General features: G+C 42.7%; 14 protein-coding genes. All 14 read left to right on the top strand.

The genetic code is table 11. The features are described 5' to 3' along the window. The first annotated feature begins 14 nt into the window (after window positions 1-14). The 14 genes from rpoB (at window position 15) to O3616_RS00565 (ending at window position 19,706) form a co-directional block, all read left to right on the top strand. On the top strand, window positions 15-3,626 hold the full coding sequence (gene rpoB, locus O3616_RS00630; protein ID WP_125443338.1) for a DNA-directed RNA polymerase subunit beta: 3,612 nt from the start codon (window positions 15-17) through the stop codon (window positions 3,624-3,626). A 32-nt stretch (window positions 3,627-3,658) separates the two neighbouring features. Next, the gene (rpoC, locus tag O3616_RS00625; RefSeq protein ID WP_049487426.1) at window positions 3,659-7,336 is read left to right on the top strand and encodes a DNA-directed RNA polymerase subunit beta'; all 3,678 of its coding nucleotides are present in this window, start codon (window positions 3,659-3,661) and stop codon (window positions 7,334-7,336) included. 108 nt (window positions 7,337-7,444) lie between these two features. Further along, on the top strand, window positions 7,445-7,867 hold the full coding sequence (ndk, locus tag O3616_RS00620) for a nucleoside-diphosphate kinase (protein WP_049552313.1): 423 nt from the start codon (window positions 7,445-7,447) through the stop codon (window positions 7,865-7,867). 130 nt (window positions 7,868-7,997) lie between these two features. Next, window positions 7,998-8,630 carry a competence protein gene (locus O3616_RS00615; RefSeq protein WP_225902294.1) on the top strand — a complete coding sequence of 211 codons (633 nt, stop codon included), beginning with the start codon at window positions 7,998-8,000 and terminating at the stop codon, window positions 8,628-8,630. Window positions 8,631-8,724: 94 nt separating this feature from the next. Next, window positions 8,725-9,168 carry a tRNA (adenosine(37)-N6)-threonylcarbamoyltransferase complex ATPase subunit type 1 TsaE gene (gene tsaE / locus O3616_RS00610; RefSeq protein WP_049487427.1) on the top strand — a complete coding sequence of 148 codons (444 nt, stop codon included), beginning with the start codon at window positions 8,725-8,727 and terminating at the stop codon, window positions 9,166-9,168. Continuing rightward, window positions 9,158-9,676 (top strand): GNAT family N-acetyltransferase, encoded by a 519-nt coding sequence (locus O3616_RS00605; protein WP_042751725.1) that lies wholly within the window; start codon window positions 9,158-9,160, stop codon window positions 9,674-9,676. The genes tsaE and O3616_RS00605 overlap by 11 nt, the downstream gene beginning before the upstream one ends. A 7-nt stretch (window positions 9,677-9,683) precedes the next feature. Then, window positions 9,684-10,721 carry an LCP family protein gene (locus O3616_RS00600; protein WP_049487428.1) on the top strand — a complete coding sequence of 346 codons (1,038 nt, stop codon included), beginning with the start codon at window positions 9,684-9,686 and terminating at the stop codon, window positions 10,719-10,721. A 67-nt stretch (window positions 10,722-10,788) separates the two neighbouring features. Then, window positions 10,789-12,045: a competence/damage-inducible protein A gene (locus tag O3616_RS00595; RefSeq protein WP_371637817.1), complete on the top strand. Its 1,257-nt coding sequence runs from the start codon at window positions 10,789-10,791 to the stop codon at window positions 12,043-12,045. 54 nt (window positions 12,046-12,099) lie between these two features. Continuing rightward, window positions 12,100-13,266, top strand: coding sequence for a recombinase RecA (gene recA / locus O3616_RS00590; protein ID WP_060627462.1), 1,167 nt, complete (start codon window positions 12,100-12,102; stop codon window positions 13,264-13,266). 114 nt (window positions 13,267-13,380) lie between these two features. Continuing rightward, a complete protein-coding gene (locus O3616_RS00585) occupies window positions 13,381-14,751 on the top strand; it encodes an MATE family efflux transporter (protein ID WP_371637816.1) in 1,371 nt (456 codons plus the stop codon). Between the two features lie 96 nt (window positions 14,752-14,847). Then, entirely contained in the window at window positions 14,848-15,564 is a 717-nt protein-coding gene (locus O3616_RS00580) for a YebC/PmpR family DNA-binding transcriptional regulator (protein ID WP_000532877.1), read from the top strand. A 177-nt stretch (window positions 15,565-15,741) separates the two neighbouring features. Next, window positions 15,742-16,212 carry a MarR family winged helix-turn-helix transcriptional regulator gene (locus O3616_RS00575; RefSeq protein WP_371637814.1) on the top strand — a complete coding sequence of 157 codons (471 nt, stop codon included), beginning with the start codon at window positions 15,742-15,744 and terminating at the stop codon, window positions 16,210-16,212. Continuing rightward, window positions 16,187-17,956 (top strand): ABC transporter ATP-binding protein, encoded by a 1,770-nt coding sequence (locus O3616_RS00570; RefSeq protein WP_371637813.1) that lies wholly within the window; start codon window positions 16,187-16,189, stop codon window positions 17,954-17,956. Before O3616_RS00575 ends, O3616_RS00570 begins: the two co-directional genes overlap by 26 nt. After that, a complete protein-coding gene (locus O3616_RS00565; protein ID WP_371637811.1) occupies window positions 17,946-19,706 on the top strand; it encodes an ABC transporter ATP-binding protein in 1,761 nt (586 codons plus the stop codon). Before O3616_RS00570 ends, O3616_RS00565 begins: the two co-directional genes overlap by 11 nt. Window positions 19,707-19,795 lie beyond the last annotated feature (89 nt).

Raw genomic sequence — 19,795 nt, 5'->3', positions numbered from 1 at the left:
AAAGGAGAATCATCTTGGCAGGACATGACGTTCAATACGGGAAACATCGTACCCGTCGTAGTTTTTCAAGAATCAAAGAAGTTCTTGACTTACCAAATTTGATTGAAATTCAAACTGACTCATTCAAAGATTTCCTAGACCACGGTCTGAAGGAAGTGTTTGAAGATGTATTGCCAATTTCAAACTTCACAGACACAATGGAGTTGGAATTTGTTGGATATGAAATCAAGGAACCAAAATATACGCTAGAAGAAGCTCGTATTCACGATGCTAGCTACTCAGCACCAATTTTTGTAACCTTCCGCTTGATCAATAAAGAAACAGGCGAAATCAAAACCCAAGAAGTTTTCTTTGGTGATTTCCCAATCATGACTGAAATGGGTACTTTCATCATCAATGGTGGTGAACGTATCATCGTATCTCAGTTGGTCCGCTCACCAGGTGTTTACTTTAACGATAAAGTTGATAAAAACGGTAAAGTGGGCTACGGGTCAACTGTTATCCCTAACCGTGGAGCTTGGTTGGAACTTGAAAGCGACTCAAAAGATATTGCCTACACTCGTATCGACCGTACTCGTAAGATTCCATTTACAACTTTGGTTCGTGCGCTTGGTTTCTCAGGTGATGATGAAATCTTTGATATCTTTGGTGATAGCGAATTGGTTCGCAACACTGTTGAAAAAGATATTCATAAGAACCCAATGGACTCTCGTACCGACGAAGCTTTGAAAGAAATTTACGAACGCCTTCGTCCAGGTGAGCCTAAGACTGCTGAAAGTTCACGTAGCTTGCTTGTGGCTCGTTTCTTTGACCCACGTCGCTATGACCTAGCAGCAGTTGGTCGTTACAAGATCAATAAAAAACTCAATGTTAAAACACGCTTGCTCAACCAAACCATTGCTGAGCCATTGGTAGACCCTGAAACAGGAGAAATCTTGGTAGAAGCTGGAACAATCATGACTCGTAGTGTGATTGAAAGCATCGAAAGCTATTTGGATGGCGACTTGAACAAGATTGTCTACATTCCAAATGATGCAGCGGTTGTGACTGAGCCAGTTGTTCTTCAAAAATTCAAGGTTGTTGCTCCAACTGATCCAGACCGCGTCGTAACTATTATTGGTAATGCCAATCCAGATGACAAGGTTCGTATCGTCACTCCTGCAGATATCCTTGCTGAAATGAGCTACTTCCTCAATTTGGCTGAAGGACTTGGTCGTGTAGATGATATCGACCACCTTGGAAACCGTCGTATCCGTGCCGTTGGTGAATTGCTTGCCAACCAAGTACGTCTTGGACTTTCTCGTATGGAACGTAATGTCCGTGAACGTATGTCTGTTCAGGACAACGAAGTCTTGACACCACAACAAATCATCAACATCCGTCCTGTAACAGCTGCGGTTAAAGAATTCTTTGGTTCATCACAGTTGTCACAGTTCATGGACCAACACAACCCACTTTCTGAGTTGTCTCACAAACGCCGTTTGTCAGCCTTAGGACCTGGTGGTTTGACACGTGACCGTGCTGGATATGAAGTACGTGACGTGCACTACACTCACTATGGTCGTATGTGTCCAATCGAGACACCTGAAGGACCTAACATCGGTTTGATCAATAACTTGTCATCTTACGGGCACTTGAACAAATATGGTTTTGTTCAAACACCATACCGTAAAGTTGACCGTGAAACAGGTGTTGTTACGAACGAAATTGTTTGGTTGACAGCCGATGAAGAAGATGAATTTACTGTAGCACAGGCTAATTCTCGTCTGAATGAAGATGGAACATTTGCTGAGAAAGTTGTCATGGGACGTCACCAAGGGGTCAACCAAGAGTATCCAGCTAATGTTGTTGACTATATGGACGTATCACCAAAACAGGTAGTTGCCGTTGCGACAGCATGTATTCCTTTCTTGGAAAACGATGACTCCAACCGTGCCCTCATGGGAGCCAACATGCAACGTCAGGCTGTGCCATTGATTAATCCTAAAGCACCTTACGTTGGTACTGGTATGGAATATCAGGCAGCCCACGATTCAGGAGCTGCTGTGATTGCTCAGTACGACGGTAAAGTTACCTATGCAGATGCTGACAAGGTAGAAGTTCGTCGTGAAGATGGTTCATTGGACGTTTACCACATCCAAAAATTCCGTCGTTCAAACTCAGGTACTGCTTACAACCAACGCACTCTCGTAAAAGTTGGCGATGTCGTTGAAAAAGGCGATTTCATTGCTGACGGACCTTCTATGGAAAATGGAGAAATGGCGCTTGGACAAAACCCAATCGTTGCCTACATGACTTGGGAAGGTTACAACTTCGAGGATGCTGTTATCATGAGCGAACGCTTGGTGAAAGATGATGTCTACACATCTGTCCACCTTGAAGAATACGAATCAGAAACGCGCGATACAAAGCTTGGGCCTGAAGAAATTACTCGTGAAATTCCAAACGTTGGTGAAGATGCCCTTAAAGACCTTGACGAAATGGGTATTATCCGTATCGGTGCTGAGGTTAAAGAAGGCGATATTCTTGTAGGTAAAGTAACACCTAAGGGTGAGAAAGACCTTTCAGCGGAAGAACGCCTCTTGCACGCTATCTTCGGAGACAAATCTCGTGAAGTACGTGACACTTCTCTTCGTGTACCGCACGGTGCCGATGGTGTCGTTCGTGATGTTAAGATCTTTACACGTGCAAATGGAGATGAGTTGCAATCAGGTGTGAACATGCTGGTTCGCGTTTATATCGCTCAAAAACGTAAGATCAAGGTCGGAGATAAGATGGCCGGACGTCACGGAAACAAAGGGGTTGTCTCTCGTATCGTTCCTGTAGAAGACATGCCTTACCTTCCAGACGGAACTCCAGTCGACATCATGTTGAACCCACTTGGGGTACCATCACGTATGAATATCGGACAGGTTATGGAGCTTCACCTTGGTATGGCAGCCCGTACTCTTGGTATCCACATCGCGACACCGGTCTTTGACGGAGCAAGTTCTGAAGATCTTTGGTCAACCGTTAAAGAAGCAGGTATGGACAGCGATGCCAAAACAATCCTTTACGATGGACGTACTGGTGAACCGTTTGATAACCGTGTTTCTGTCGGAGTCATGTACATGATCAAACTCCACCACATGGTTGACGATAAATTGCACGCGCGTTCTGTCGGACCTTACTCAACTGTTACTCAACAACCACTCGGAGGTAAAGCTCAGTTTGGTGGACAACGTTTCGGTGAGATGGAGGTTTGGGCTCTTGAAGCCTACGGTGCATCAAATGTCCTTCAAGAAATCTTGACTTACAAGTCTGACGATATCAACGGACGTTTGAAAGCATATGAAGCCATTACAAAAGGAAAACCAATTCCAAAACCAGGTGTTCCAGAATCCTTCCGAGTTCTTGTCAAAGAATTGCAATCTCTTGGTCTTGACATGCGTGTCCTTGACGAAGATGACCAAGAAGTGGAACTTCGCGACTTGGATGAAGGAATGGACGAAGATGTCATCCACGTAGATGACCTTGAAAAAGCCCGCGAAAAAGCAGCCCAAGAGGCTAAAGCAGCCTTTGAAGCTGAAGAAGCTGAGAAAGCAACAAAAGCGGAAGCAACAGAAGAAGCTGCTGAACAAGAATAAGCAGTTCACTTAGAATAGAAAGGGAAGAAATAGTGGTTGATGTAAATCGTTTTAAAAGTATGCAAATCACCCTAGCTTCTCCAAGTAAAGTCCGTTCATGGTCTTATGGAGAAGTCAAAAAACCTGAAACAATCAATTACCGTACCTTGAAACCAGAACGTGAAGGACTCTTTGATGAAGTTATCTTTGGTCCTACAAAAGACTGGGAATGTGCTTGTGGTAAGTACAAACGCATTCGTTACAGAGGAATTGTTTGTGACCGCTGTGGGGTTGAAGTAACGCGTACAAAAGTTCGTCGTGAGCGTATGGGGCATATCGAATTGAAAGCTCCTGTATCTCACATCTGGTACTTCAAGGGAATTCCAAGCCGTATGGGCTTGACCCTTGATATGAGCCCTCGTGCCCTCGAGGAAGTAATCTACTTTGCAGCTTATGTGGTGATTGATCCGAAGGATACACCACTTGAGCACAAGTCTATCATGACAGAGCGTGAATACCGTGAGCGCTTGCGTGAATATGGTTATGGATCATTTGTTGCCAAGATGGGTGCCGAAGCTATCCAAGACCTTTTGAAACAAGTAGATCTTGAAAAAGAAATTGCTGAACTCAAAGAAGAGTTGAAAACAGCTACTGGACAAAAACGTGTCAAAGCCATCCGTCGTTTGGATGTTTTGGATGCCTTTTATAAGTCTGGAAACAAACCTGAATGGATGATTCTCAACATCCTTCCAGTTATTCCACCAGATCTTCGTCCAATGTTGCAGTTGGATGGTGGCCGTTTTGCCTCATCTGACTTGAACGACCTTTACCGTCGTGTTATCAACCGTAACAACCGTTTGGCTCGTTTGCTTGAGTTGAATGCACCAGGTATCATCGTTCAAAATGAGAAGCGTATGCTTCAAGAAGCAGTTGATGCTTTGATTGACAATGGACGTCGTGGTCGTCCAATCACAGGACCAGGTAGCCGTCCTCTTAAATCATTGAGCCACATGCTTAAAGGTAAACAAGGACGCTTCCGTCAAAACTTGCTCGGTAAACGTGTTGACTTCTCAGGACGTTCCGTTATCGCCGTTGGTCCAACGCTTAAGATGTACCAATGTGGTGTGCCACGTGAAATGGCTATCGAACTCTTTAAACCATTCGTGATGCGTGAAATCGTTGCCCGTGATATCGTGCAAAACGTCAAAGCAGCTAAACGCTTGGTGGAACGCGGAGATGAGCGTATCTGGGATATTCTTGAAGAAGTAATCAAAGAACACCCAGTGCTTTTGAACCGCGCACCGACCCTTCACCGTTTGGGTATCCAAGCCTTCGAGCCAGTCTTGATTGATGGTAAGGCCCTTCGCTTACACCCACTTGTCTGTGAAGCCTATAATGCCGACTTTGACGGAGACCAAATGGCCATCCACGTACCGCTTTCAGAAGAAGCCCAAGCAGAAGCACGTATCTTGATGCTTGCTGCTGAGCATATCTTGAACCCCAAAGATGGTAAACCAGTTGTTACTCCATCTCAGGACATGGTTTTGGGTAACTACTACTTGACCATGGAAGAAGCTGGTCGTGAAGGTGAAGGAATGGTCTTCAAAGACCGTGACGAAGCGGTTATGGCTTACCGTAATGGTTATGTTCACCTCCACTCACGTGTTGGTATCGCAACAGACAGCCTCAACAAGCCTTGGACAGAAGAGCAAAAACACAAGGTCTTGCTTACAACAGTTGGTAAAATCCTCTTCAACGACATTATGCCAGAGGGTCTACCATACTTGCAAGAACCAAACAATGCCAACTTGACAGAAGGCGTTCCAGCTAAATACTTCTTGCCACTTGGTGGAGATATCAAGGAAGCAATCAGCAATCTTGAACTTAACCCTCCATTCAAGAAGAAAAACCTTGGAAATATCATCGCTGAAATCTTCAAACGTTTCCGTACGACAGAAACTTCTGCCCTACTTGACCGTATGAAGAACCTCGGTTACCATCACTCAACTCTTGCAGGATTGACAGTGGGTATTGCCGATATCCCGGTCGTTGATGACAAGGCTGAAATCATTGAAGAATCACACAAACGTGTAGAACAAATCACAAAACAATTCCGTCGTGGTATGATCACAGACGACGAGCGTTACAATGCTGTTACAGCTGAATGGCGTGCTGCCCGTGAAAAACTAGAGAAACGTTTGATTGCCAACCAAGATCCTAAGAACCCAATCGTTATGATGATGGACTCTGGAGCCCGTGGTAACATCTCAAACTTCTCACAGCTTGCCGGTATGCGTGGTCTGATGGCTGCTCCTAACGGACGTATCATGGAATTGCCAATCCTTTCAAACTTCCGCGAAGGTTTGTCAGTACTCGAAATGTTCTTCTCAACTCACGGTGCCCGTAAAGGTATGACCGATACGGCCCTTAAGACAGCCGACTCAGGTTACTTGACTCGTCGTTTAGTTGACGTTGCCCAAGACGTTATCATCCGTGAGGACGACTGTGGAACTGACCGTGGTCTCTTGATCCGTTCTATCGCAGAAGGAAAAGAAATGATCGAGTCTCTTGAAGAGCGTCTCAACGGTCGTTACACTAAGAAAACTGTTAAACATCCAGAAACTGGTGCAGTGATTATCGGTCCAAATGAGTTGATTACAGAAGACAAGGCGCGTGAAATTGTCAACGCTGGTGTGGAAGAAGTGACTATCCGCTCTGTATTTACATGTAACACTCGTCATGGTGTCTGCCGTCACTGTTATGGTATCAACTTGGCGACTGGTGATGCGGTTGAAGTTGGTGAAGCAGTTGGTACAATCGCTGCCCAATCTATCGGGGAACCTGGTACACAGCTTACAATGCGTACCTTCCACACGGGTGGGGTTGCCTCAAATACCGATATCACTCAGGGTCTTCCTCGTGTCCAAGAAATCTTTGAAGCTCGCAATCCTAAAGGGGAAGCGGTTATCACAGAGGTTAAAGGACAAGTTACAGCTATCGAAGAAGATGCATCAACTCGTACTAAGAAAGTCTTTGTTAAGGGTGAAACTGGCGAAGGGGAATATGTCGTTCCATTTACAGCTCGTATGCGTGTAGAAGTTGGGGACCAAGTAGCGCGTGGTGCTGCTCTGACAGAAGGTTCTATCCAACCAAAACGTCTCCTTGCAGTTCGTGATGTCTTGTCAGTTGAAACTTACCTTCTCGGTGAAGTACAAAAAGTTTACCGTAGCCAAGGGGTAGAAATCGGTGACAAACACATCGAGGTAATGGTTCGTCAAATGATCCGTAAAGTTCGTGTCATGGATCCAGGTGACACAGATCTTCTCATGGGTACCCTCATGGATATCAATGACTTTACAGATGCCAACAAAGATGTCCTTATTGCAGGTGGAGTTCCAGCGACAGGTCGCCCAGTTCTTATGGGAATTACCAAAGCCTCACTTGAAACCAACAGTTTCTTGTCAGCGGCTTCCTTCCAGGAAACAACTCGTGTCCTTACTGACGCGGCTATCCGTGGTAAGAAAGACCATCTCCTTGGACTTAAAGAAAATGTTATCATCGGTAAGATCATCCCAGCAGGTACTGGTATGGCCCGTTACCGTAACCTTGAACCACAAGCTATCAACGAAGAAGAATACCTTAATCCTCCAGTAGAGGAAGAAGGAAATGAAGAGACAACAGAAGTAGTTGTGGACACTGCCGTTGAAACTGTGGAAGAAACAGTAGAATAATAGAGAATGAGAGAGCCTTCGGGTTCTCTTTCTCTTTTCTGAAAACTTTCTCCATTTTTCCATGAAATGTGGTAAAATAAAAGAAAGAAGCTGACAAAGGAGACGGGTATGGAACAAACATTCTTTATCATTAAACCAGATGGTGTAAAAAGAGGATTAGTAGGTGAAGTGTTGAAACGCATCGAACAACGTGGATTTACAATCGAAAAATTGGAGTTGCGTTCACAGGTTTCAGAAGAGTTGATTGATCAGCACTATCAGGACTTGGTTGGTCAAAGTTTTTACCCACCGATTCGTGAATTTATGACTTCAGGCCCAGTTCTTGTAGGTATCATTTCTGGTCCCAAAGTAATTGAAACTTGGCGGACCATGATGGGTGCTACTCGTCCAGAGGAAGCTTTACCAGGAACTATTCGAGGTGATTTTGCAAAAGCTGCTGGAGAAAACCAAGCTATTCAAAATGTTGTGCATGGTTCAGATTCAGAAGAGTCAGCTAAGCGAGAAATTACTCTTTGGTTTGACGGAAAGTAGTAAAAGTTTGATGTAAGGGTTACTTGCATCAAACTTTTTTGCATTTTAGAGTAGAAAACTGACAGTTGAGAAATATTCTAGCAATGGGGAGGATTTCTAGCCTATAATAAGAGCAAGTAAGGGAGGAAGAATGATGGAAAAAATGAAAAAGCAAATTCGTATTTTGTTATTGCTGACAGTTTTTGGTATTAGTAGCTGTTCTTGTTTAAGTTTATCGACTTGGGCCTTGATGTTAAATCAAAACTGCTTCTATTATTTAGTAGGTATGTTGCTCCTTGCCAGTATTGGGGCAGGGATAAACTACTATAGAGGGCAGGGAAATCAATCTTATTCAGTTTTTAAGGAAGATAAGCAACAATTCTTGTATAGTCTCTTGTTATTAGTAAATATTTTGGGTTTAGCTTTAATTGTCATAGAACATATCCTTGCAGGAAATACATCCGTAGAAGGGGGTGTGGAAGCCTTTCTACCGAGTTTCTTTTTCTTATTTGGTATTGATTTGTTAGTTTTTCTGCCGATTCAGAAGTATGTAAATGGATTGAAAAAGATTTTTGGAAAGAAGGAAATGTGTTTTATTAGTGGATTAGCTATTCTAATCTTTCTCAGAAATCCTTGGATGCTATTATCCATGACCTTTTATATTGCCTTGGGAATGCTATTTCTAGAACTGTTGGTGCCAAAAGTCATTCGTTGGGAAGTTTCATTTTACAGTCATTTGATGAGAGATATCTTGTTAGTTGTCTTTTTACTGTTCCTATTTTAAGATCATAACAAGGACTGGCTCAAGTTTTTAATTCATAATATGGAATTCAGAGATAATACCTAGACAAAGAACAAGTTTTTGGTATAATAGAAACATGTACACTAAAAACGAAGAAGAGTTACAGTCCTTAGGGGAACGTTTGGGCTATTTATTAGAAAAGAATGATGTCTTAATTCTAACTGGAGAACTTGGAGCAGGCAAAACGACCTTTACAAAAGGTCTTGCTAAAGGATTACAGATTACTCAGATGATTAAGAGTCCAACCTACACTATCGTAAGAGAGTATGAAGGTCGTCTTCCTCTTTATCATTTAGATGTTTACCGCATTGAGGGGGATGCTGATTCTATTGATTTAGATGAGTTTCTCTTTGGTGGCGGGGTGACTGTCATCGAGTGGGGACATCTTTTAGGTGATGCCTTACCAGATACTTATTTAGAATTGGAAATTCTAAAAGAAGAAGACGGTCGCAGGCTGAATTTCCAAGCAAAGGGTTTACGTGCAGAAAAACTCTTAGAGGAGCTTCAACATGGAGTATGAGTTGCTCATTAGGGAAGCAGAAGTTGAAGATGCGGCTGAGTTAGTATCATTTTTAAATCGTGTCAGTGTAGAAACAGATTTTACCAGTCTGGACAGGGATGGCATTTTGATGACAGATACTGAGATGGAGTTGTTTTTGGATAAACAGGCTCATTCAGAAAATCAAATCACTTTACTAGCCTTGCTGAATGATGAAATTGCTGGTATTGTAAATATTACAGCTGACCAGCGCAAGAGAGTTCGGCATATTGGAGATCTCTTCATTGTGATTGGTAAGAAGTATTGGAATAATGGACTGGGGAGTTTGTTACTTGAAGAAGTTGTAGAATGGGCGCAGGCTAGTGGCATTCTTCGTAGACTTCAACTCACTGTCCAAACTCGTAATCAGGCTGCAGTTCATTTATATCAAAAGAATGGTTTTGTCATTGAAGGTAGACAAGATCGCGGTGCGTACATAGAAGAAGGGAAATTTATAGATGTTTACCTGATGGGTAGACTGATAGATTGATAGAAATATGGTTAAAAAAATTATTGGAATGGTGCTAGCTTTTCTAGCTGTGACAGTTTTGGGTGTCGGTGTTTTTGCTTATACCATTTATCAGCAAGGCACACAAACCTTATCAAAGACCTATAAAAAAATAGGGGAAGAAACCAATGTTATTGAGGCGACTGAACCCTTAACGATCCTTTTAATGGGGGTTGATACTGGAAACGTAGAACGAACTGACCCTTGGGAGGGAAATAGTGATTCCATGATTCTCTTAACGGTTAATCCGCATACGAAAAAAACAACGATGTTGAGTTTGGAACGTGATATCTTGACTAAAATTCAGCATAAAGATGGTAGTGTTGAGGAAGCTAAACTAAATGCCGCCTACGCTGGTGGTGGTGCGGAATTGGCAATCTCAACTATCCAGAAAATGATGAATATTCATATCGATCGTTACGTTATGGTGAATATGCAGGGGCTGCAACAATTGGTTGATGCAGTTGGCGGGGTGACTGTAAATAATACACTCGGTTTTCCAATTTCGATTACTGACCAGGAAGAATTTAATAAAATTTCCATTGGTGTTGGACAGCAAACTCTAAATGGTGAAGAAGCGCTTGTTTATTCTCGCATGCGCTACCAAGATCCAGAAGGGGACTACGGACGTCAGAAGCGTCAGCGTGAAGTCATTCAAAAGGTTGTTGAAAAAGTTCTTAGCTTGAATAGTGTTAGTCACTATCAGTCTATCTTAAAAGCCCTAAGTACCAATATGCAGACCAACATTGATTTATCAGCGAAAAGTATTCCACAATTACTTGGTTATCAAGATTCCTTCAAGAATATTGAAACACATCAATTGCGAGGAGAAGATGCTGAACTGCAGGGCATTTCTTACCAGATTGTTACAACTGAGCATATGTTAGAAATGCAAAATCTCTTACGTCGTTCACTAGGTAAAGAGGAAGTAACTGAAGTAGAAACCAATGCTGTGTTATACGAAGCAATTCTTGGAAGAACTGCTACACCAACGAATGCTTCAAGTGTAGAAATAGAACAAAATTAATAATGAAATCGTGGGAAATTTCCTGCGATTTTTTCAAAAAAATACGAATAGATAGGTAGGAGGAAACATGAAAGCAGAAATCATTGCTGTTGGAACAGAGATTTTGACAGGACAGATTGTTAATACCAATGCCCAGTTTTTGTCGGAAAAACTAGCAGAGATTGGGGTAGATGTATATTTTCAGACAGCTGTAGGAGACAATGAAGTTCGTCTCTTATCCCTGCTTGAGATTGCCAGTCAACGTAGTAGTCTGGTGATTTTAACAGGTGGTTTGGGGCCGACTGAGGATGATTTGACCAAACAAACCCTAGCTAAATTTTTAGGGAAAGAATTAGTCTTTGATTCTCAGGCTCAGGAGAAGTTAGATGTCTTTTTTGCCCAGCGACCAGACTATGCCCGAACACCGAATAACGAAAGACAAGCTCAACTTGTAGAAGGAACGACTCCACTACCAAACGAAACAGGATTGGCTGTGGGGGGGATATTGGAAGTCGATGGAGTGACCTATGTCGTCCTTCCAGGACCACCGAGTGAATTGAAACCCATGGTCTTAAACCAACTTCTACCTAAGTTGATGACAGGGAGCAAACTGTATTCCCGAGTTCTTCGTTTCTTTGGAATTGGCGAAAGTCAGCTGGTTACGATTTTGGCTGATTTAATTGATAATCAGACCGATCCTACCTTGGCACCTTATGCCAAGACAGGAGAAGTCACTCTGCGTCTGTCAACAAAAGCTAGCAGCCAAGAAGAGGCGAATCAAACGCTGGATATCTTGGAAAATCAAATCTTGGACCACCAGACTTTCGAAGGAATTTCTTTACGAGATCTTTGTTATGGTTATGGGGAAGAAACTAGTTTAGCTAGTATTGTGGTAGAAGAACTGAAAAAGCAAGGGAAAACCATCACGGCTGCAGAGAGTTTGACGGCAGGTCTTTTCCAAGCTACTGTAGCTGATTTTTCGGGTGCTTCAAGTATATTTAAGGGTGGTTTCGTGACCTATAGCTTGGAGGAAAAATCAAAGATGTTGGATATTCCTGTCAAGGATTTGGAAGAGCACGGTGTGGTGTCAGCATTTATAGCTCAGAAGATGGCGGAGCAAGCACGGTTCAAGACACAGTCTGACTACGGAGTGAGCTTGACAGGTGTTGCTGGACCAGATAGTTTAGAAGGTCATCCAGCTGGAACAGTCTTTATTGGTTTAGCCTATAAAAAAGGAACCGAGGTTATTAAGGCTAATATTGCAGGAAGAAGTCGAGCAGATGTACGGCACATTGCGGTTATGCATGCCTTTAACCTAGTTCGCAAGGCTTTATTAAGTGACTAACTTTTGATATAATAGTAGATAGGTCTGAGGACCATTAGAATGTAGGAGAATAGAATGGCGAAAAAACCAAAAAAATTAGATGAAATTTCAAAAAAATTCGGGGCAGAACGTGAAAAAGCCTTGAATGATGCTCTTAAATTGATTGAGAAAGACTTTGGTAAAGGTTCAATCATGCGTTTGGGTGAACGTGCAGAGCAAAAAGTGCAAGTGATGAGCTCAGGTTCCTTGGCTCTTGATATTGCCCTTGGTTCAGGTGGTTATCCTAAGGGACGTATCATTGAAATCTATGGGCCAGAGTCATCTGGTAAGACAACGGTTGCCCTTCATGCAGTTGCGCAAGCGCAAAAAGAAGGTGGGATTGCAGCCTTTATCGATGCGGAGCATGCCCTTGATCCAGCTTATGCTGCGGCTCTTGGGGTCAATATTGACGAATTGCTCTTGTCACAACCAGACTCAGGAGAGCAAGGTCTTGAGATTGCAGGAAAATTGATTGACTCAGGAGCCGTGGATCTTGTCGTAGTCGACTCAGTTGCTGCCCTTGTACCTCGTGCGGAAATTGATGGAGATATCGGAGATAGCCACGTTGGTTTGCAGGCTCGTATGATGAGCCAGGCTATGCGTAAACTTGGTGCTTCTATCAATAAAACCAAAACAATTGCCATCTTTATCAACCAATTACGTGAAAAAGTTGGGGTCATGTTTGGAAATCCAGAAACAACTCCTGGTGGACGTGCTCTGAAATTCTACGCATCAGTCCGTTTGGATGTTCGTGGAAGCACACAAATCAAAGGAACTGGTGATCAAAAAGACACCAATGTCGGTAAAGAAACTAAGATCAAGGTCGTGAAAAACAAGGTGGCTCCACCATTTAAGGAAGCCTTCGTTGAAATCATGTACGGAGAAGGTATTTCTAAGACTGGTGAACTCTTGAAGATCGCAAGCGATTTGGATATCATCAAAAAAGCAGGAGCTTGGTACTCTTACAAGGATGAGAAAATCGGGCAAGGTTCTGAAAATGCTAAGAAATACTTGGCAGATAACCCAGAAGTCTTTGATGAGATTGACCATCAAGTCCGTGTTCAATTTGGTTTGATTGATGGAGAAGAAGCTTCTGTAGAAGGTGTTGAAACTAAAAAAGATGAAGCAGTTCAAGCAGATTCTGTGAATGAAGAAGTTACACTTGACCTAGGCGATGAGCTTGAAATCGAAATTGAAGAATAAGCTGTCAAAGTAGTGGAGAAATCCACTGCTTTTTCGATTCTTTGTTCAATATTTCAGATTGCCTATAGTTTGCTGTTTCTTGTCGCTCCTCTAGAAAGCTGATATAATAGCCTTATGAATAAAAAACGAACAGTGGACCTGATTCATGGTCCTATTCTTCCCTCGCTCTTAAGCTTCGCCTTCCCAATCTTGCTATCTAATATTTTTCAACAGCTCTATAATACTGCTGATGTCTTAATTGTTGGGCGTTTTCTTGGTCAAGAATCCTTGGCTGCAGTAGGAGCGACGACAGCGATTTTTGACCTGATTGTAGGTTTTACTCTTGGTGTTGGCAATGGCATGGGGATTGTCATTGCCCGCTATTATGGAGCTCGAAATTTTACTAAAATCAAGGAGGCAGTAGCAGCCACCTGGATTTTAGGTGCACTTTTGAGTATTGTAGTTATGTTGCTGGGCTTTCTTGGCTTGTATCCTCTCTTGCAATACTTAGATACTCCCGCAGAAATCCTTCCTCAATCTTATCAATATATATCTATGATTGTAACCTGTGTCGGTGTTAGCTTCGCTTATAATCTCTTTGCAGGTTTGTTGCGGTCTATTGGAGACAGTCTAGCCGCCCTTGGATTTTTGATTTTTTCTGCCTTGGTCAATGTGGTTTTGGATTTGTATTTCATTACGCAATTGCATCTTGGAGTTCAATCCGCGGGACTTGCTACCATCATTTCGCAGGGCTTATCAGCGGTTCTTTGCTTTTACTATATCCGCAAGAGCGTTCCAGAACTGCTCCCGCAACTCAAGCATTTCAAATGGGATAAGGCCTTGTACGCGGATCTCTTGGAGCAAGGTTTAGCTATGGGCTTGATGAGTTCAATTGTGTCCATCGGCAGTGTGATTTTACAGTCTTCTGTTAATACCTTTGGTGCAGTGATTATTAGTGCCCAGACGGCGGCTCGACGCATTATGGCCTTCGCCCTTCTTCCTATGACCGCTATTTCCACTTCGATGACGACCTTTGCTTCTCAGAATTTAGGTGCTAAGCGCCCAGACCGCATTGTTCAAGGTCTTCGAATCGGCAGTCGTTTAAGTATATCCTGGGCAGTTTTTGTTTGTATCTTCCTCTTTTTTGCCAGTCCAGCATTGGTTTCCTTCTTGGCTAGTTCGACAGATGATTACTTGATAGAAAATGGAAGTCTCTATCTGCAAATCAGTTCAGCCTTTTATCCTATTTTGAGTCTCTTATTGATTTATCGCAATTGTTTGCAGGGTTTGGGGCAAAAGATCCTTCCTCTAGTTTCTAGCTTTATAGAACTAATCGGGAAAATCGCTTTTGTGGTTTTGATTATTCCTTGGGCAGGCTATAAGGGAGTTATTCTTTGCGAACCCCTTATCTGGGTTGCTATGACCATTCAACTGTATTTCTCACTGTTTCGTCACCCCTTGATAAAAGAAGGCAAGGCAATCTTGGTAACCAAAGTGCAATCCTAGTTGGATTTACTGAATAAAATCCATTTCCTCTAGTGAAAATCGAAAAAACTTGTGTTATAATAAGAAAGATTAAAATGTGAAAAAAGGAGATTCCTAATGGGACGTAAATGGGCCAATATCGTAGCCAAGAAAACGGCTAAAGATGGAGCTAACTCTAAAGTATATGCAAAATTTGGTGTAGAAATCTATGTAGCAGCTAAAAAAGGTGATCCAGATCCAGAATCAAACTCAGCCTTGAAATTCGTTATCGACCGTGCTAAACAAGCGCAAGTGCCAAAACACGTTATTGATAAAGCGATTGATAAAGCAAAAGGGAACACAGACGAAACCTTTACAGAAGGACGTTACGAAGGTTTTGGACCAAATGGTTCTATGCTGATTGTTGATACTTTGACTTCAAATGTTAACCGTACAGCGGCCAATGTCCGTGCAGCTTTTGGTAAAAATGGCGGAAACATGGGTGCTTCAGGTTCGGTTTCATACCTCTTTGACAACAAGGGAGTTATCGTATTTGCAGGTGAAGATGCCGATGCAGTCTTTGAACAATTGCTAGAAGCAGATGTGGATGTGGATGATGTAGAAGCAGAAGAAGGTACAATCACAGTTTACACAGCTCCAACTGACCTTCATAAGGCTATTGTTGCCCTTCGTGAGTCAGGTATCGAAGAATTCCAAGTGACTGAATTGGAAATGATTCCTCAGTCAGAAGTGGAATTGTCAGGTGATGACCTTGAAACCTTTGAAAAACTTTACAGCGTTCTTGAAGACGACGAAGACGTACAAAAGATTTATACGAACGTAGACGGGTTCTAATTTAACCTAGAGAACAGGATCCTAAGTGATAAGCTCACTTGGGATTTTTTTTAATCAAGAAAATAGTTCTCTAGGAAACTTTTTCTTGACATCTCTTTTCAAAGTGATAAAATAGTTCTCATGAAAACTTATTTAGTTCCTAGGAGAACTAAATACAAGGGTTAGAAAGGAGCAATTATGGATAAACCGATGTTGGTCTTTAAGCGTTTTAGTCATCAGATTCATCTGATGGTACAAAGGGAAGCCAAACGTTGTGGTATTGAATTTATGGGTGGACCGCAAGGTCAGGTTGTACGTTTTTTGGATATCCGTGAGGAAAACCAAGACTTGGTCTTGATTAAAGATATTGAGAAGGAACTCAATATTAGCAAGTCTGTTGCTAGTAACTTGGTCAAGCGTATGGTGCAAAATGGTCTGGTAGAATTGGAGGCGAGTTCTAGCGATAAGCGGGCTAAGTTTGTTCGTCTGACGGAAAAATCGCGTTCTCAAATGCAAGAATTTAAGGCCTTTTTTAAACGCATAGACAAGCAGTTGTTGGCAGACGTAGATGAAGGCGAATTACTGATTTTTGAGAAAGTCCTCATTCAATTACAGGAAAATATCAAGAGAATAGGAGGAGATAATGAAGAAATTAGCAAAACGAATTAGTAGAAAAGAATGGGGGATGATTTTACTAGCCATTCTCTTTACCTGCTTTTCGGTCTATCTGGAGTTGGAAGTGCCGACCTATATCTCTAAAATCACGGATTTACTGGGAACTCAGGCTACCAACTTGGATGAGTTATGGCAGCCGGCAAGCATGATGGTGGGAATGTCCTTTCTAGCCTTCTTATCCGCAGTTGCAGTTGGATTTTTTGCGTCCAGAGTGGCCGCTTCTTATACTAGTAGGCTGAGAAGTGATATTTTTAACCGAGTTTTGGATTACTCGCAGACAGAGATTAAGAAATTCTCTATTCCCAGTCTCCTAACTCGTACCACCAATGACATTACTCAGGTTCAGATGTTGATTACCATGGGCTTGCAAGTGGTTACGCGTGGTCCGATTATGGCTATCTGGGCTATCGGGAAGATTTTAGGTCATTCGGAATACTGGCTCTGGGCCGTACTTGTGGCAGTGATTGTCAACGTTTTGATGACGACAGTTTTGATGACGCTAGCCTTTCCAAAACAGTCCTTGATTCAAAGTCTGACTGATAAACTGAACAGTATTACTCGTGAAAGTTTAACAGGTATTCGTGTTGTCCGTGCCTACAATGCAGAGGATTACCAAAATGAAAAATTTGCTACAGCAAATGATGAATTGACACGCTTGAATTTGTTTGTCAATCGTCTCATGGCTATTTTAAATCCCATCATGATGGGGATTTCAAGTGGTTTAAGTGTGGCGATTTACTGGATTGGGGCTTATGTAATCAACGATGCTGCTGCGACAGCGCGTCTGCCTCTCTTTAGTGACATGGTTGTTTTCATGTCTTATGCCATGCAGGTTGTCATGGGCTTCCTTCTCATGGGGGCGCTCTTCATCGTTCTTCCCCGAACCATGGTCTCTGCTAAGCGGATTAATCAGGTTTTAGATTTGCATTCCTCTATCCAAAATCCTGCTCAAGTGCAGCAGGCTTATGAAAACCTCAAAGGCCAGGTCGAATTTAAGGATGTAACCTTCCGCTATGCGGCAAATTCGGAAGCGGTTATTGATCATGTTAGCTTTAAAGCAGAAGCAGGTCAAACAGTGGCCTTTATTGGGTCAACAGGTTCTGGTAAATCAACTCTGGTCAATCTGATTCCACGTTTCTACGACGTGTCAGCAGGAGAAATTCTGGTAGATGGTGTCAATGTTCAAGACTATGACTTGAAAGATTTGCGCAACAAGGTTGGTTATATTCCTCAGAAAGCGGTTCTCTTTTCAGGTGATGTCAAGGGTAATCTAGACTTTGGACACAGTCAAGAAACACCACTTAGTGAGCAGGCTATGTGGCAGGCTCTAGAATTGGCCCAGTCTAAGAACTTTATAGAAGACAAGGAAGCGGGATTGGCGTCAGAAGTGGCCCAAGGAGGAACCAACTTCTCAGGTGGCCAAAGACAGCGTCTGGCAATTGCGCGTGCCTTGGCTCGGAAGCCAGAAATCCTCATCTTTGATGACTCCTTCTCAGCCTTGGATTACAAGACAGATCGTGTCCTACGCCAAGAGCTAGCAGAGAAAACCAAGTCTATGACCAAGCTCATTGTCGCACAGCGTATTTCAACGATTATGGATGCAGATTTGATTTTGGTCTTGGATCAAGGTAAAGTCGTGGGGCAAGGCACTCACAAGGAACTTCTAGCTAATAACGAAGTTTACCAAGAAATTGCCTATTCACAACTATCGAAGGAGGAATTGGAACATGGAAAATAAAAAAGTGTCGCTCTGGAAACAGAGTAAACCCTATCTTGCAGGTCTCCAGTTTGCCCTTCTGATTGCCTTTCTAGCAACAATCTTATCCAATATCATTACTGTATATGGTCCAACTCGTATCAAGGAAATGACCAATATTATTGCAAGTGGTCTAGAAACTAGTGTGGATGTCGCTGCGGTTGCAGCTATTGGTGGTTTTTTGGCCGTTATCTATGTGATTGGACTTCTATCAAATTATTTGCAGGCCTTTCTGTTTACAACAGCCATCCAACGTTTTTCAGAGCGTTTGAGAAGAGCGATTGCAGAGAAAATCAATCGTCTTCCATTAGGGTATTTTGATGGACATTCTCAAGGAGATACCTTGTCTCGTGTGACCAATGATGTTGATACTGCAGCCCAGTCTCTCAATCAAAGTCTGGGAACAGTTCTTTCATCCACTTTACTGGTCGTGGCAGTCTTGGTGACCATGTTTGGGATGAACTGGATTTTAGCCTTGGTGACGGTTGTTTCAACTCTTATCGGTTTTGCTTTCGTGTCCGTCTTTATGGGCAAATCGCAAGGCTTCTTTAAGAGTCAGCAACAGGATTTGGCAGCTGTCAATGGCTATGTGGAGGAAATGTACTCTGGTCATAATGTGGTGACCAGTTACAATGCTATCGAGAGCACCAAAGAAGAATTTGCGACCTTAAACCATCGTCTGTATGACAGTATCTGGAAATCTCAGTTTATTTCAGGAATTATGATGCCGATTATGATGTTTATTGGGAACTTTAGCTATGCCTTAGTGATTATTGTCGGTGCAGCCTTGGCCTTGAATGGGCAGATTAGTATTGGGATTATCGTTGCTTTTATGGCCTACGTTCGTATCTTTTCTCAGCCCCTTTCGCAAATCGCTCAAGGGATTACCAGTTTGCAGCAGGCTAGCGCAGCTATGGGACGTGTCTTCGAATTCTTAGGTGAAGAGGAAATGGAAGATGAATCCCATAAAGAAAGACAATTGAGCGACATGAAAGGTCAAGTGGTCTTTGATCGAGTTTCCTTTGGCTATACACCAGAGCGAACCATTATCCATGACTTTTCTGCGACTGCTCATGCAGGTCAAAAGGTTGCCATTGTCGGTCCGACCGGAGCTGGTAAGACAACCATTGTCAATCTTTTGATGAAGTTCTATGAGATTGATAAGGGAAGTATCTGTATCGATGGTGTGGATACCAAAGAGATGAAACGTTCGGAAGTACACGATGCCTTTTCAATGGTCTTGCAGGATACTTGGCTCTTTGAAGGAACCATTCGCGACAATCTTATCTATAACCAAGAGGGTATTAGTGATGAGCGCGTGATTGAAGCCAGCAAGGCTGTAGGGATTCACCACTTTATCATGACTTTACCAGATGGTTACGATACCGTCTTGGACGACACAGTGACCTTGTCTGTCGGGCAAAAACAACTCTTGACCATTGCTCGTGCTTTGCTGAAAGATGCGCCGCTCCTAATTCTAGATGAGGCGACCTCTTCGGTTGATACCCGTACAGAGGAGTTGATCCAGAAAGCTATGGACCAATTGATGGAGGGAAGAACTTCCTTTGTCATAGCCCACCGCTTGTCTACTATCCGAAATGCTGATCTGATTCTTGTCATGAAAGATGGCAATATCATCGAGCAAGGCAATCATGATGAGCTGATGGCACAAGGAGGATTCTACGCTGACCTTTATAACAGTCAATTTACAGAAGATGAAGCAGAAGAATAAACCCAAAGAAGGCTTGACGGCCTTCTTTTTCTGCACTATACTAGAAGAAAAGTGCTTCCCTGTAAGCAAAATTTGAGTAAGTGATGAGA

The organism is Streptococcus sp. 27098_8_86, assembly GCF_041432595.1.
GTDB classification, from domain to species: Bacteria; Bacillota; Bacilli; order Lactobacillales; family Streptococcaceae; genus Streptococcus; species Streptococcus pneumoniae_F.
Note: the sequence above shows the minus strand (reverse complement) of the source record. Positions and strands in the feature narration are given on the sequence as shown.

Excerpts from the sequence above, each read along its gene's own strand:
- O3616_RS00595 (WP_371637817.1), top strand. The coding sequence starts at position 10,789 with ATGAAAGCAGAAATCATTGCTGTTGGAACAGAGATTTTGACAGGACAG.
- O3616_RS00600 (WP_049487428.1), top strand. The coding sequence starts at position 9,684 with ATGGTTAAAAAAATTATTGGAATGGTGCTAGCTTTTCTAGCTGTGACA.
- O3616_RS00565 (WP_371637811.1), top strand. The coding sequence starts at position 17,946 with ATGGAAAATAAAAAAGTGTCGCTCTGGAAACAGAGTAAACCCTATCTT.
- O3616_RS00570 (WP_371637813.1), top strand. The coding sequence starts at position 16,187 with ATGAAGAAATTAGCAAAACGAATTAGTAGAAAAGAATGGGGGATGATT.
- O3616_RS00575 (WP_371637814.1), top strand. The coding sequence starts at position 15,742 with ATGGATAAACCGATGTTGGTCTTTAAGCGTTTTAGTCATCAGATTCAT.
- O3616_RS00615 (WP_225902294.1), top strand. The coding sequence starts at position 7,998 with ATGATGGAAAAAATGAAAAAGCAAATTCGTATTTTGTTATTGCTGACA.
- O3616_RS00605 (WP_042751725.1), top strand. The coding sequence starts at position 9,158 with ATGGAGTATGAGTTGCTCATTAGGGAAGCAGAAGTTGAAGATGCGGCT.
- O3616_RS00580 (WP_000532877.1), top strand. The coding sequence starts at position 14,848 with ATGGGACGTAAATGGGCCAATATCGTAGCCAAGAAAACGGCTAAAGAT.
- O3616_RS00585 (WP_371637816.1), top strand. The coding sequence starts at position 13,381 with ATGAATAAAAAACGAACAGTGGACCTGATTCATGGTCCTATTCTTCCC.
- recA (WP_060627462.1), top strand. The coding sequence starts at position 12,100 with ATGGCGAAAAAACCAAAAAAATTAGATGAAATTTCAAAAAAATTCGGG.
- ndk (WP_049552313.1), top strand. The coding sequence starts at position 7,445 with ATGGAACAAACATTCTTTATCATTAAACCAGATGGTGTAAAAAGAGGA.
- tsaE (WP_049487427.1), top strand. The coding sequence starts at position 8,725 with ATGTACACTAAAAACGAAGAAGAGTTACAGTCCTTAGGGGAACGTTTG.